Source organism: Empedobacter sp. EJD.6dd, from assembly GCF_057369435.1.
The window spans coordinates 1,420,581-1,434,687 of record NZ_CM170667.1; the positions used below are offsets into that span (position 1 = coordinate 1,420,581).

A 14,107-nucleotide genomic window follows, 5' to 3' on the forward strand; every position below is an offset into this window, starting at 1 on the left:
ATGATTAGAATTCTACTTTAGGAGCATTCTCAGATCCAGCAGCAGCTTTGAAATAACCTTTCTTTGTAGCACCTGTAAATCCAGCAATTAAGCTATTAGGAAATGTAACAATCATGTTATTAAATTTCTCTGCAGCATCGTTGTATTTCTTTCTTTCGAATAAAACTTCTTGCTCAATACTTGATAATTCTGCTTGTAATGACGTAAAGTTTTGATTGAATTTGATATCTGGATATTTCTCAACAGAAACTAATAATCGGCTTAATGTTGATCCTAATTGATCTTGCGCTTGTTGAAATTTCGCAATATTTGCATCTGTTAATTGACTTGGATCATCAATTTTAATTTGATTAGAAGTTGCTTTCGCACGCGCATCAATAACCGCTGTTAAAGTTTCTTTTTCCATATTAGCAGCACCTTTTACAGTGTTCACTAAATTTGGTACTAAATCTGAACGTTTTTGATATGTATTTTCTACATTCGACCATTGTTTTTGTACACCTTGATCTGTTGTTTTAATGTTATTCGAAACTCCAACTCCCCAGAAAGCAATTCCCGCAAGAAGTAAAAGTATCACTCCACCAATAAGACATCCTTTGTTTTTCATAGTTTTTTTTAATTTATTAATACGTAAAAATAGTGTTTTTTCGACAATATATATCAAAAATAAAGCCGAGCTTATTTCTAAACACGGCTATGCTATTTGATGAATTTTATAAGTTTAATTCAATAAAGTTTTTGCCCAACTTTGTTCGATTGGTAACAACCAATTTTCTTTAAAATCATTCAATAATGAAATTCCGTTATTAAAAACTTTTACATTTTTAATTTCACCTTGTTTTACTTTTTGTTTGAAATCTGGTAATTTTTCGATGAAAACCTCTTCTTCATTTTCATACGAAACTAACATTCTATTCAATAAATCAAACGAATAAAGTGCGTCAATTTCGCGAACAATCTTCGTTAATTTATCGATAGAACAACCACTTGCTGTTGCTTGATTTTCATCTACGCCAACTACAATAAATTGATCGTAAGGTAAATCGAAATCTGCTAAAAGTTCTGCTCCATGCGCATTCCAGTCTGCAATAAAAGTATTTAATTTCGCTGTAATAGCTTGCTTTTCTTCTGTTGAGAATTTACGATTGGCTTGAAAAATCCAAATTCTTGAATCGTCTGCTAAATTCATTTTCTCTCTATTTAAAATTTGTTTTTCAAAGATACGGAAATTTTAGATGTTAGATGTTAGATGTTAGATGTTAGATGTTAGATGTTAGATGTTAGATGTTAGATGTTAGATGTTAGATGTTAGATGTTAGATGTTAGATGTTAGATGTTAGATGTTAGATGTTAGATGTTAGATGTTAGATGTTAGATGTTAGATGTTAGATGTTAGATGTTAGATGTTAGATGTTAGAAAGCTAAAATTTTCACATAAAAAAACCATCTCAATGAGATGGTTTTTCAATATGATTTTTTTAAAAAAAATTATAAATCTTTCGCTTCCATAATCAACTCAGCTAAGTCTTTTACCATAACCGTTGACTCTTTTTCGAAATGTTTTACACCATCAGTCATCATTGTATTACAAAATGGACAACCTGTCGCGATAATGTGTGGCTCTTTCTCTAAAGCCTCTTCTGTACGTTCGATATTAATGTCTTTGTTTCCTTTTTCTGGCTCTTTGAACATCTGCGCTCCTCCAGCACCACAACATAATCCACGTGTTTTACAACGTTTCATTTCAACTAACTCAGCATCTAATTTCTCGATTAATTCGCGAGGTGCTTCATAAACATCATTTCCACGACCTAAATAACAAGGATCATGAAAAGTGATTCGTCTACCTTTGAATGTCTCTGAACCTTCCAATTTTAATTTACCTTCGTTGATTAACTGTTGTAAATATTGAGAATGGTGCAATACTTCGTACTCACCTCCTAAACTTGGGTATTCATTTTTCAGCGTATTGAAACAATGCGGACAAGTTGTTACGATTTTTTTGACTTCGTAGGCATTCAGAACTTCAATGTTCATCATGGCTTGCATTTGAAATACAAATTCATTTCCAGCACGTTTTGCAGGATCACCTGTACACGATTCTTCTGTTCCTAATACAGCGAATTCTACTCCAATATTATTTAAAATCTTAACGAATGCTCGTGTTATTTTTTTGGCTCTATCATCAAAACTTCCAGCACATCCAACCCAAAACAAAACTTCTGGTTGTTTGCCTTCGGCCATATATTGAGCCATTGTTTTAACTGTAATATTTGACATATTTTTTTGTAGTCTTTGTGTTATTTAAATGAATTTGGTTTAATGTTTTCCATCATCAAAAACTTGAATCGAAACATTTTTTTCTACCAAATCTGTAAATTTACCATTGTATCGTGTTGCTTTAACTAAATGGTTGTCGACCCAATGATAATTTCCTCCACGAGGTTTTCCCATTAAAAGTCCATGGTATTTAAAACCATGTTTTTTTAACCAAATTTCTGTGTATTCACGATGCTCTTCTGTTCTTGATGTAAAAAATGTAATAATATGTCCATCGTCGTACCATTTGTTCAATGTTTCTAATGCATCTGGGTAAACAGCTGCTGTTAACATACGTTCTGGTTCTTCGTTTGGAATATCATCGCAAATAGTTCCATCAATGTCAATCAGATAATTTTTAACATTTTCTGGTAAAATAGGACTTACTCTTTCCCCGTTTTCAATTTTTTCCTCTAAGAAATTTTCCATGTGTGTTGTGTTTGTGTGTTATGTATAAATTAATAGTCTTCGAGAATGAGAGTAATTTTATTTTACAACTTTAATCGTTTGCCCAATTTAATCTATCTGCATTGTTAAATTGCCAAGGAGCTCCATTGTTTTCGACATTTGTCATCATCATGTTCAACTCTTGTGGTGCCGCAGATTGCTCCATTACCAAATAACGACGCAAATCTACAATAATTGATAGCGGATCTATATTTACTGGGCAAGCTTGTGTACATGCATTACAAGACGTACACGCCCATAATTCTTCTGGTGTAATATAATCGTTCACAAGCATTTTACCATCATCTACAAACTTACCATTTGTATCGATATTTTTGCTTACTTCTTCTAAACGATCTCGTGTATCCATCATAATTTTACGTGGAGATAATTTTTTTCCTGTCAAATTAGCTGGACATTCAGATGTACAACGTCCACATTCTGTACATGTGTAGGCATTAAGCAATTGTACTCGATTTAAATCAAAAATATCTTTTGCTCCAAATGTTTCTGGTTCCCCCTGTGGTTCAGCAGGAGCTGCGTAAGGGTCTGCATTAGGATCCATCATCATTTTTACCTCATCTGTTACAGATTGTAAATTATTGAATTCTCCTTTTGGTTCTAATTTAGAAAACCATGTGTTTGGAAAAGCCAAAATGATGTGTAAATGTTTTGAATAATATAAATAATTTAAGAAAAAGAAAATTCCGATAATGTGAAACCACCAAGCGGCTCTTTCTATAATTGTAATAAATGTAATATCATTAAAATGACTAATTATTGGCGCTGTTAACCAAGATGAAATTGGAAAAGATCCTGTTTCGATATAATGTGGGGCTCCCATTTTTTGCAAAACTTGATCGGCTCCATTCATTGTAAAAAGTGCCAACATAAATGCAACCTCCATAATTAAGATATAATTTGCATCGTCTTTTGCCCAACCTTTCATTTCTGGTTTCCAGAAACGTCCAACTTTTACAACATTTCTTCTAATGAAAAAAATGATACACGAAACCATTACCAAAAAGGCTAAAATTTCGAAAAATGCAATCATTCCGTTATAGAAACTTCCTAAGAAACTTAGTACACGATGTGTTCCGAATACACCATCTATGATAATTTCTAAAACTTCGATATTGATTAAAACAAATCCTACATAAACAAAAATATGTAGAATACCAGCTACTGGACGAACGGTCATTTTTCCTTGTCCTAATGCGACACGAGCCATCGTTTTCCATCGTTCAGCAGGATGATCAAAACGATCAATTTCCTTCCCTAATTTGATATTACGTATCAGTTTCTTGACATTCTGTGCAAAAAACCAAATACTTCCTATCATAATCAGTAGAAAGATTAGATTTGGAATGTACTTCATCATTTTTAATTAGTCTTTTTTGTGAGTTTTGAGTATTTAATTTTAGTTATGATCTTTATGGTTGAACAGGCTGTTTTTTTCCAAACACAGAGATATTAACATAACGACTTGGGTTTTTCTTCAAATCAGTTACTAAATCGTTCATATTTTTGATTGTTGCTTCAAGCTCATTGGCAAGCGTTTCGTCTTTTGCTAACTTACCTAAAGATCCTTTACCATTGTTCATATCTTCTAACAATGAATTTAAATTTTTAGATGCATTTTCGAAATTCTTGATAACCTGATCCAATTCTAAAGCATTTAATTTATCTGCCGTTTTACCAAATTTATCTACTGTAGCTTTTGCAGAAGCCATTGTAGCACTTGCATTGTTAAGTGTTGTGTTTAACGTTTTTTCGTTTGTTGCGATTAAACGATTTGCACTATTTGATGTTTCTGTTAATGATTTTGCTGTTTTATCAAACGAATCAATCGTATGATTTAAGTTTCTCAACATTGCTTTAATATCTTGTTGAGTTGATGGGTCTAATACATTATTTACACTTCCTAAAGTTTGATTAAAGCTTAATAATACACTATCCAATTTTGCTTGTGTTGGTGTTAATTGTTTTGTTAAACCATCTAACATACCGCCCGCTATACGTCCTTGTAAAAAATCTCCATCTTTTGCAACATCTGGACCGTAATCTAACAATAAACGTATTTCTGGACCAGACATAATTCCTGGTTCATATATTTCGGCAACTGTTTTTTTCGAGAACTCGATGTCTTTTTCTACAGAAATTACCACTTCAAAATAAATTGGTTTTGCTGTGTCTATAATTTTAATTTCTTTCACCTGACCTACTCTTAAACCGTTTACAGAAACAGGTTTTGAAGGAGCTAATCCATTTACATTTTCGTATTTCACTGTAAATAAACGTCCTGATGAAAAGATATTTTGTCCTTTCAAGAAATTAAATAACATAAAGAAACCTACTAAGGTTAATAAAGTTATAATTCCTATTTTGAATTCTTTAGATAATTTCACTTGATATGATTTTATGCAAAAATAAAACTTAATTTGTAAAGAAACATTTTATATTGCATTTACATCGGTTCTTCACCATTAAATGTAACAATAAAAGCATTTCTGAAACCTTTATCTTGAACTTGTTTTAATGTTTTTTGGGCAGCTTCCATTGTTTTATCAGCTCCATAATAATATTTCTGAAGCCCACCTTCTTTTACTCTCAACACATTTGTAAGTCCATTATATTTATCGTCTTTATCTTTGTATTTTTTATTCGATGTCATGAATTGAACACGGTAATTTTTACCTCCTTCTAATTTTTTGTTCGTTTCAAACTCTACTATTTTAGCTCCAGAAAATCCTTTGCGTTTTACCGTTTCTAACATATCATCTGCAATAGATTGCAAATCTGTTTCTCCATAATAATACACATAATTATCCCCTTCTTGTATAACATCTAAATCTGTTAACCCTCTTAATTGAGGTGAAGTTGCAGAGAATTTCATTTTAGATTCCATTACCTTAACCTTAAGTTTTTTTCCTTCAACAGGTTTTTCAACTTTCTTAACAGGTTTTGGTTTTTCGTCCTCATCCTCATCTTCTATTCCACTTCTACGATCGTATTCTTTTTTAAATTGTTTAAATGCCTCATAAATTGTTTGAGTCGATTTCTCTTTTCCTTCATCAGAAGCTAAAAAAGTTCCTTCATCATAATTCGAAATGAATCCTAATTCAACCAAAACAGACGGCGAAGCATTTCCTCTTAAAACGTGAAAGTTTGCTTGTTTAACCCCTCTACTTTTTCTAAAATCACGGTTTACGAAACCTTTCTCCACTAAATCTGCAAAACGAATAGATTGCTCTTTGTAAGCGGCATTCATAATCTCGAAAGCAATAACAGCTTCTGGATCATTAGGATTAAATTTTTCGTAACGTTCTTGATTTTTCTCTAAAAAAACAACAGAGTTCTCACGTTTAGAAACTTCATCAGTTTCATTAGAACGTTTCAATCCCATTACAAACGTTTCTGTACCCGTTGCGCTTGTATTTGTAGCCGAATTACAGTGGATTGACACAAATAAATTTGCATGATTATCATTCGAAATTCTTGTACGCTCCCATAATTCTAAAAAAACATCTGTATCGCGAGTTAAAACAACTTTAACATCTTTATGATTTTTCTTAATTACTTCTGCCAATCTTTTCGAAACATCTAACGTGATATTCTTTTCATAATCAGCGACTCCCCTTGCTCCGGCATCATGTCCTCCATGACCAGCATCTATAACAATTACAAATTTTTGTTTTTTTTGTGCAAATGAAAGTGTAGAAAATACCATCATCATCGCAAAAAATAAATACTTTTGTATGTTAATCATTTTTAAACTCATACTATAGGTTTGTTTTTTTGATTAATTTTGACGCAATTTATAAAAAATAAGTTTTTCAATTTGTTTACAAAGGCAATTAAATCGATTTTATTTTTTAGTCCAGTTATGGTTTGCACCGTTTCTATTGGACAAGTTAAGCAAAATAATAACGATAAAGATCACTCTAAAATTGTTTCTGATTCTGTAAGATTAGATACAATTATCCCTGTAAAAGAGAAATTAGAGTTTGTAGTAGAACACAGTTCTGAAGACGAAATTCATAACCGTAAAAAACGTATGACTTACCTTTTACGTAAGGCACATGTGGTTTATGGTGATATGACTATTGACGCAGATTACATAGAATTAAATTGGGATACAGGTGATGTATATGCTGAGGGTAAGCGCGATTCTGTTGGAAATATTATTGAAAAAACAAAGTTTACACAAAATCAGCAAGAAATTTTACAAGATGCATTTAAAGTAAACTTTAAAACAAAAGTTGGTATTGCGTATAACATTCGTATGGCGCAAGAAGACGGAATCATCATTGCTGATAAAGCAAAACGTGTCAATGATTCGGTTATGTTATTAAAACGTGCCGATTTTACGACAGATACTTATTTTAAAGAAGGAAAAGATACGCGTCCAGATTATTTTCTTCGTGCCAAAGAAGGAAAAATGATTGATAAAAATGGTAAGAAAACATTAATTACCGGACCTATCAATATGTGGATTTATGATGTTCCTACACCTTTAGCTTTACCATTTGGATATATTCCGGCAATGGGAGCAAAACGTGCCGCTGGTATTTTGATGCCACGTCCTGGTGAACGTACAAATCTTGGTTTCTTTATTGAGGATTTAGGTTTTTATGTTCCATTTGGAGATAATTTTGACTTAAAACTTTCTGGTGATATTTATACAAAAGGTAGTTGGGCTGCCAGAGCAGAATCTACCTATAAAAAAAGATATAAATATAATGGACGACTTTCTGCGAATGTAGAAAATAGATTAACAGGAATTAAAGGAATTACGACTGGAACAAATGCATTTTCTAAACAAAATATGTTTGGTGTTATGTGGTCGCATAGTCAAGATCCGAAAGCCAACCCATATTGGTTATTTAATGCAAACGTTAACTTTTCAAGTTCGAAATATTACCGTGAATCAGTACGAAATCAATACATCAATACTGGACAAGTTTTTACAAATAACGTTAACTCGTCTATCAACTTAACAAAAAACTTTGAGAACGCTCCATTAACAGCTCAGTTGAGTATGTCGCACTCTCAAAACTATAATACGGGTGATATAAATATTGCATTTCCTCGTCTTAACTTGACAATGTCTCGAATTTTCCCTTTTGCAAAGAAAAACATGCCAAAAGAAGGTTTATTACAAAATCTTGGTTTGACATATAGTATGCAAGCAGGAAATGAAGTTAACACAAATGACAACGATATTTTCACTGATAAAATGTGGAATGACCAAATGCGAATGGGTGCAAATCATAAAATTGGTTTGCAGACAGGAATTACACTTGCAAATTATTTTCCATTGACACTTTCTTCAGATTATAATGAAGTTTGGGGAGATAATCGTTTAATTAAAAATTACAATTCTGTTAACGGAAAAATTGAAGATACAACATTGAAAGGTTTCAATTCATATCGAACATTCAACTTCAATGCGTCAGTTTCAACAAATATTTATGGAACATACATCAACGGGAATAAAAACGCAACAATTTTAGGTGTTCAGCACGTAATTACTCCTTCTATTGGATATAGTTATACGCCAGATTTTCAAAGTGAATCTTGGGGATATTACACATCATACAAAAATCAAAATCAAGAAGAAATTTGGTACAATCAATACCAAAATATGCTTTATGGTGTAAGTATTCCAGGATTAACAAATTCGTTAAACTTTGGCATTTCTAATAACTTAGAAATGAAAGTAAAAGACGCGAATGATCCTAAAGGTTTCAAAAAAGTAAAGATTTTTGAATACTTACGTTTTAGTTCTTCTTATAATTTTTCTGCAGAAGAATTTAAACTTTCTCCAATTAGTATCAATGGAATGACGTCATTATTTGATAGAAAAGTTAATGTACAATTTTCATCAACGGTTAACCCTTACAAAATTAGACGTTATATTAACGCTTCAGGAGACGAGGTAAACGAATATGTAGACCAAATTGGTTTAGGAGATTTACGCATTTCTAACATGACATTAGGAACTGGGTATACATTTGACAATAGTACTTTCGGTGGAAAAGGTTTTGATGCCAAGAACTATAAAAAGAGAGGAACCGTTCGTGATGAGAATTTCTATTACGACAGCGATAATTATGCGCAATTTGCTATTCCATGGAGTTTAACAGCAAATATAAGCTACAACTATACGAAAGGAACACAACGAAAAGGTGATAGTACAGGTTCTGTAGCATTGAATGGTAAAATATCTCCAACACCTTACTGGGCGATTTCTGCTAATGCAACGTATGATTTTATTGCTAATGAAATTACTTATGTTCGTTTCGGATTTGAGCGAGATTTACGTAGTTTTACGCTATCGTTTAACTGGACTCCAATGGGAACTTATAAAAGTTATGATTTCTTTATCGGAATCAAAGCATCAATTCTACAAGATTTAAAGTACAACGACAGATCAAGACTTAATTACTAAAAAAATATTAAACATGAAAAAACAAATTATTCATACAGACAAAGCTCCACAAGCTATCGGACCATATTCACAAGGAGTAAAATATAACGGTTTTCTTTACACATCAGGTCAAATTCCTTTTAATGTAGAGAAAAATGAATTAGTCACAACCGGAATTCAAGACGAAGTTCATCAAGTAATGAAAAACGTAATCGCAATTCTTGAAGAAGGTGGAACAACAATAGATAACGTTGTAAAAACAACAATTTTCGTAAAGGATTTAAACGATTTTAATCTAGTAAACGAAGTATATGCTTCATACTTCAACGATTCAAATTACCCAGCACGCGAATGTGTAGAAGTAGCACGTCTGCCCCGCGATGTAAATGTTGAAATTTCTGTAATTGCTATTGCAGACTAATAAAAAATTATGCTTAAAGACAAAACTGTATTAAGAAACACAATTGCTGTAATTGTAGGATTGATTATCATCTATGCAATTATTCAATTTGGACTTATATACAATGCGAATAGATTACAATGGGATGATAAAATTTTCCCTGAATGGCGACATGTCATCAAATATTTTTCGCACGGAGAAGGAAAAAAATTCGAAGTTCAATTCTTCGGGTCTATGTTAGCAATTAGTGGTATTGCCGCATTAGTAGGTGGTGTTGTCACTGCAATTCTTGTAAGAAGAGCTAAACAAGCATACACGATGTTTGTAGGTTTTATTGTATTAATTGTAGCTTTAGGTGATGTTTTATTCACACCTTATCATCCAACATGGTACGAAATTGCTATTTGTCCAGTTTTATTCTTTTCATCTTGGATTGGAGGATTAATTGTTGATTTGATTTATAAAAAATTTGTCAAAAGACACAAACCATCAAGCCAATCTTATTAAAATTAAAATATGTCTGAAAGAGATAAAAAAATAAGAGTTGCCATATCAATAGGCGATTATAATGGAGTTGGAATAGAAGTTATTCTAAAAACTCTACAAGAAAAAGAAATGACAGATTTTTTTACACCTGTTATTTTTGGATCAACAAAATTGTTGACTTATCAAAAAGATCGCTTAAAATTTGACCGTATTAATTTTCAAGGAATTCAAGATGCAAGTCAAATCGTAGACGGCAAAATAAATGTTGTTAATCTTTGGAAAGACCAAATTGATGTACATTTCGGTAAAGTTACCAAGGAAGCTGGCCAACATGCCTATCAATCTTTAAAAGCAGCAGCGCAATCAGTCGCAGATGGTTTTACAGATGTTTTAGTAACAGCTCCAATTAATAAAGATAACATACAGTCCGAAGAGTTTAATTTCCCAGGACATACAGAATTTTTAGGTGCAGCTTGGGGTGGTAAACCATTGATGTTTTTGGTATCAGAAAAATTGAGAGTTGGTTTGGTTACACAACACATTCCAATAAGTGAAGTTGCCAAAAATATTACAACAAAATCTGTGTATGCTAAAATTCAACAAATTCACAAAAGTTTAGTTGAAGATTACGCAATCAGCAAGCCAAAAATTGCCGTTCTTGGTCTTAATCCGCATGCAGGCGATAATGGTTTATTAGGTTCGGAAGAAAAAGAAATTATTTCACCAGTTATCGAACGTCGTATTAGCGAAAATCAGTTAATTTTTGGACCATATTCGGCAGATAGTTTTTTTAATCCTCGTAATTTAGATACTTTTGATGCTGTATTAGCTATGTATCACGATCAAGGATTAGTCGCTTTCAAAACCATTAGTTTTGATGAAGGCGTTAATTATACAGCTGGATTGAAATACGTACGTACATCTCCAGATCATGGAACAGCTTACGATATTGCAGGAAAAGGAATTGCGAATGAAGAATCATTTAAAGAAGCAATTTTTACAGCGATTGAATTATTCAAAAATAGAAACGAATATCAAGAGCTAACTAAAAATGTATTGCAACATATACCTCTAAAATTAGAGAAAGGCGATAATAAAGAATAAAAAATTAAAATAAGTTGCAAAGAGCTATTAATTTTAAATAAATTAGATTATCTTTGCACACCTTTTTGTGGTATGGACAAGTTAAAAAATTATAATATTATATTTACAAGCTTGCCTTTAGGTAAGAGTAATTTTACGTTCGAATTATCACAATCGTTCTTTGATTTATTTGAAATTGAGCAAGATTTTGAAAATCCTAATCTGATTGTTTCAATCATTTTAGAAAAAAAATCTACAATGCTCGAGTTAGAAATCAGCTTAAAAGGAAATATTACAGTTCCTTGCGATTTAACTGGAGAATTGTTTCAGCAAGAAATTTCAAATAATGCAGAATTAATTGTTAAATTTGGCGACGAGTTTGACGATACTGATTTTGAAATTTGGGTTATTCCTCGTGAAGAATATCAAATTAATGTTGCACAAGTTCTTTTTGAATTAGCAATTTTATCAGTACCAACAAAACGAATTCATCCTGACGTTCTAAACGGAGAAAGTAGTTCTGAAATGATAGACTTACTTGATCAATACAGCATTTACGAATTAGACGAAGATGCAGAAGAGGACGGAAATGATGATGATAATTCCGACAACGGAGATGATGACGATAATGAAGACATTGATCCACGTTGGGCAAAATTGAAAGATTTAAAACCTTAATTGGTTTTTATTATTAAAATAAATTATAGAAATAAAGAAAAAAAAGTAGTTAGATATGGCACATCCTAAGAGAAGACAGTCGTCAACAAGAAGAGATAAACGTAGAACACACTACAAAATCGAAGCTCCACAATTAGCAATCGATAAAACAACAGGTGAAGCACATTTATACCACAGAGCTCACTGGTCTGACGGAAAATTATACTACAAAGGTAAAGTAGTATTAGAGAAAGTACAAGAAGTTACTGAATAATATAATCTTACAAAGATTTTGAAGCTGTTTCTATAAAAGAAACAGCTTTTTTTATTTTTTTTTCAATACCTTTGAAGTCGTTTTATAAAAAACAAACATAAAAGGTCAAATAAAAAAACCGCATTATATGGACATTAAAGACATTCAAAATTTAATTAGATTCGTATCAAAAGCAGAAGTTGCTGAAGTAAGCATCAAACAAGATGACATCGAAATCAAAATCAAAACTTTAGCTAGCGTACCTGCGCAAGTTGCGTCTCAACAATTTTATGTACCTCAAGCTCCTGTAGCACAAACTGCAGCACCACAAGCGCCAGTTGCAGCACCAGCGAGTAACTCTACAACTCCATCTGAAGAAGAAAACAGCAATTTAATCACAGTAAAATCTCCAATGATTGGAACTTTCTACCGTTCTGCAGGCCCAGGTAAAGATGCATTCGTTGCTGTTGGTGATTCTATCGCTCCAGGAAAAGTATTATGTATCGTTGAAGCAATGAAATTATTCAACGAAATCGAATCAGAAATCTCTGGTAAAATTGTAAAAGTCTTAGTAGACGATGCAAGTCCAGTTGAGTACGATCAACCATTATTCTTAGTTGATCCAGCTTAATCAATTATATCTAAAAAATTATGTTTAAAAAGATATTAATCGCTAATAGAGGAGAAATTGCAATGCGTATTATACGTACTGCAAAAGAAATGGGAATCAAAACGGTTGCTGTTTACTCTAAAGCTGACGAGACATCTTTACACGTACGTTTCGCAGACGAAGCTGTGTGTATTGGTCCTGCTCCAAGTAAAGATTCATACCTTAAAATCTCTAATATCATTGCAGCAGCAGAAATTACTGACGCTGATGCCATCCACCCAGGATACGGATTCTTAGCAGAAAACTCTAATTTCTCTAAAATTTGTGCTTCTAACGGAATCAAATTTATTGGAGCTTCTGCTGACAATATTGACCGTATGGGAGATAAAGCAAATGCAAAAGCTACAATGAAAGAAGCTGGAGTTCCTGTTGTTCCAGGATCTGATGGTTTATTAGAAAGTTATGAAGAAGCTTTAGAAATTGCTCGCGAAATTAAATACCCAGTAATGATTAAAGCTACTGCCGGAGGTGGTGGTAAAGGTATGCGTGCAATTTGGAAAGAAGAAGATTTATTACACGCATGGGACTCTGCTCGTGCCGAAGCTGCTGCAGCTTTTGGTAACGACGCAATGTACATGGAAAAATTGATCGAAGAACCACGTCATATTGAGTTTCAAGTTGCATCTGACCAAAATGGAAAAGCTTGTCACTTATCTGAGCGTGACTGTTCTATTCAACGTCGTAATCAAAAATTAGCTGAAGAAACTCCATCTCCAATCATGACAGACGAATTACGTCAACGTATGGGAGAGGCTGCAATCAAAGCATGTGAATATATCGGTTACGAAGGAGTTGGAACAATTGAGTTCTTAGTAGATAAACATGGAGACTTCTACTTTATGGAAATGAATACTCGTATCCAAGTAGAGCATCCAATTACTGAGCAAGTAACAGGTTTCGATTTAATTCGCGAACAAATTATGTTAGCTGATGGCGAGCCAGTTTCTGGTCAAAACTATTATCCAAACGGACACTCTATCGAATGTCGTATCAATGCAGAAGATCCTTATAACGACTTCCGCCCTTCTCCAGGAAAAATTACAAATATTAATATTCCTGGTGGTAATGGTGTACGTGTAGATACACATTGCTATGCTGGATATTCTATTCCACCAAACTACGATTCAATGATTGCAAAAATCATTGTTACAGCACAAACGCGTGAAGAAGCAATTGCAAAAATGAAACGTGCGTTAGGAGAATTTTATATCGAAGGTATCAAAACTACAATTCCTTTCCACTTACAGTTGATGGATAACCCAGATTTTATCGCTGGTAACTATACAACTAAATTTATGGAAGATTTTGTTTTTGACGAATCTTACGCAAACTACGGAGATCTATAATTAAAATAGAAAT

General features: G+C 32.7%; 15 protein-coding genes. 8 read left to right on the plus strand and 7 right to left on the minus strand.

The window, feature by feature from the left end; all coding sequences use genetic code 11:
* Nucleotides 1-4 precede the first annotated feature (4 nt).
* From AC2I98_RS06690 to AC2I98_RS06720, 7 genes are all read right to left on the minus strand, one after another.
* Nucleotides 5-607 (minus strand): LemA family protein, encoded by a 603-nt coding sequence (locus AC2I98_RS06690; RefSeq protein ID WP_486413827.1) that lies wholly within the window; start codon nucleotides 605-607, stop codon nucleotides 5-7.
* A gap of 114 nt (nucleotides 608-721) precedes the next feature.
* On the minus strand, nucleotides 722-1,189 hold the full coding sequence (locus AC2I98_RS06695) for an ABC transporter ATPase (RefSeq protein WP_486413828.1): 468 nt from the start codon (nucleotides 1,187-1,189) through the stop codon (nucleotides 722-724).
* 299 nt (nucleotides 1,190-1,488) lie between these two features.
* The gene (locus AC2I98_RS06700) at nucleotides 1,489-2,280 is read right to left on the minus strand and encodes a (Fe-S)-binding protein (protein WP_486413829.1); all 792 of its coding nucleotides are present in this window, start codon (nucleotides 2,278-2,280) and stop codon (nucleotides 1,489-1,491) included.
* 39 nt (nucleotides 2,281-2,319) lie between these two features.
* Nucleotides 2,320-2,748 (minus strand): LNS2 domain-containing protein, encoded by a 429-nt coding sequence (locus tag AC2I98_RS06705; protein WP_276680432.1) that lies wholly within the window; start codon nucleotides 2,746-2,748, stop codon nucleotides 2,320-2,322.
* A gap of 70 nt (nucleotides 2,749-2,818) precedes the next feature.
* Entirely contained in the window at nucleotides 2,819-4,144 is a 1,326-nt protein-coding gene (locus AC2I98_RS06710; RefSeq protein WP_486414064.1) for a 4Fe-4S dicluster domain-containing protein, read from the minus strand.
* A gap of 55 nt (nucleotides 4,145-4,199) precedes the next feature.
* On the minus strand, nucleotides 4,200-5,174 hold the full coding sequence (locus tag AC2I98_RS06715) for an MlaD family protein (RefSeq protein ID WP_486413830.1): 975 nt from the start codon (nucleotides 5,172-5,174) through the stop codon (nucleotides 4,200-4,202).
* Nucleotides 5,175-5,233: 59 nt separating this feature from the next.
* Entirely contained in the window at nucleotides 5,234-6,535 is a 1,302-nt protein-coding gene (locus AC2I98_RS06720; RefSeq protein WP_486413831.1) for an N-acetylmuramoyl-L-alanine amidase family protein, read from the minus strand.
* A gap of 72 nt (nucleotides 6,536-6,607) precedes the next feature.
* On the opposite strand from AC2I98_RS06720, the gene AC2I98_RS06725 reads away from it, so the two are divergent.
* The 8 genes from AC2I98_RS06725 (at nucleotide 6,608) to accC (ending at nucleotide 14,094) form a co-directional block, all read left to right on the plus strand.
* The gene (locus tag AC2I98_RS06725) at nucleotides 6,608-9,220 is read left to right on the plus strand and encodes a putative LPS assembly protein LptD (RefSeq protein WP_486413832.1); all 2,613 of its coding nucleotides are present in this window, start codon (nucleotides 6,608-6,610) and stop codon (nucleotides 9,218-9,220) included.
* A 13-nt stretch (nucleotides 9,221-9,233) separates the two neighbouring features.
* Nucleotides 9,234-9,620, plus strand: a complete 387-nt coding sequence (locus tag AC2I98_RS06730; RefSeq protein ID WP_486413833.1) for a RidA family protein — start codon at nucleotides 9,234-9,236, stop codon at nucleotides 9,618-9,620.
* A gap of 9 nt (nucleotides 9,621-9,629) precedes the next feature.
* A complete protein-coding gene (locus AC2I98_RS06735; RefSeq protein WP_486413834.1) occupies nucleotides 9,630-10,106 on the plus strand; it encodes a hypothetical protein in 477 nt (158 codons plus the stop codon).
* A 9-nt stretch (nucleotides 10,107-10,115) separates the two neighbouring features.
* Nucleotides 10,116-11,189, plus strand: a complete 1,074-nt coding sequence (gene pdxA, locus AC2I98_RS06740; RefSeq protein WP_486413835.1) for a 4-hydroxythreonine-4-phosphate dehydrogenase PdxA — start codon at nucleotides 10,116-10,118, stop codon at nucleotides 11,187-11,189.
* Nucleotides 11,190-11,261: 72 nt separating this feature from the next.
* Nucleotides 11,262-11,846, plus strand: coding sequence for a YceD family protein (locus tag AC2I98_RS06745; RefSeq protein ID WP_486413836.1), 585 nt, complete (start codon nucleotides 11,262-11,264; stop codon nucleotides 11,844-11,846).
* A gap of 55 nt (nucleotides 11,847-11,901) precedes the next feature.
* Nucleotides 11,902-12,099, plus strand: coding sequence for a 50S ribosomal protein L32 (gene rpmF, locus AC2I98_RS06750; RefSeq protein WP_019975824.1), 198 nt, complete (start codon nucleotides 11,902-11,904; stop codon nucleotides 12,097-12,099).
* Between the two features lie 127 nt (nucleotides 12,100-12,226).
* Nucleotides 12,227-12,709, plus strand: coding sequence for an acetyl-CoA carboxylase biotin carboxyl carrier protein (gene accB / locus AC2I98_RS06755; protein WP_486413837.1), 483 nt, complete (start codon nucleotides 12,227-12,229; stop codon nucleotides 12,707-12,709).
* A gap of 20 nt (nucleotides 12,710-12,729) precedes the next feature.
* Nucleotides 12,730-14,094, plus strand: coding sequence for an acetyl-CoA carboxylase biotin carboxylase subunit (accC, locus tag AC2I98_RS06760; RefSeq protein ID WP_486413838.1), 1,365 nt, complete (start codon nucleotides 12,730-12,732; stop codon nucleotides 14,092-14,094).
* Nucleotides 14,095-14,107 lie beyond the last annotated feature (13 nt).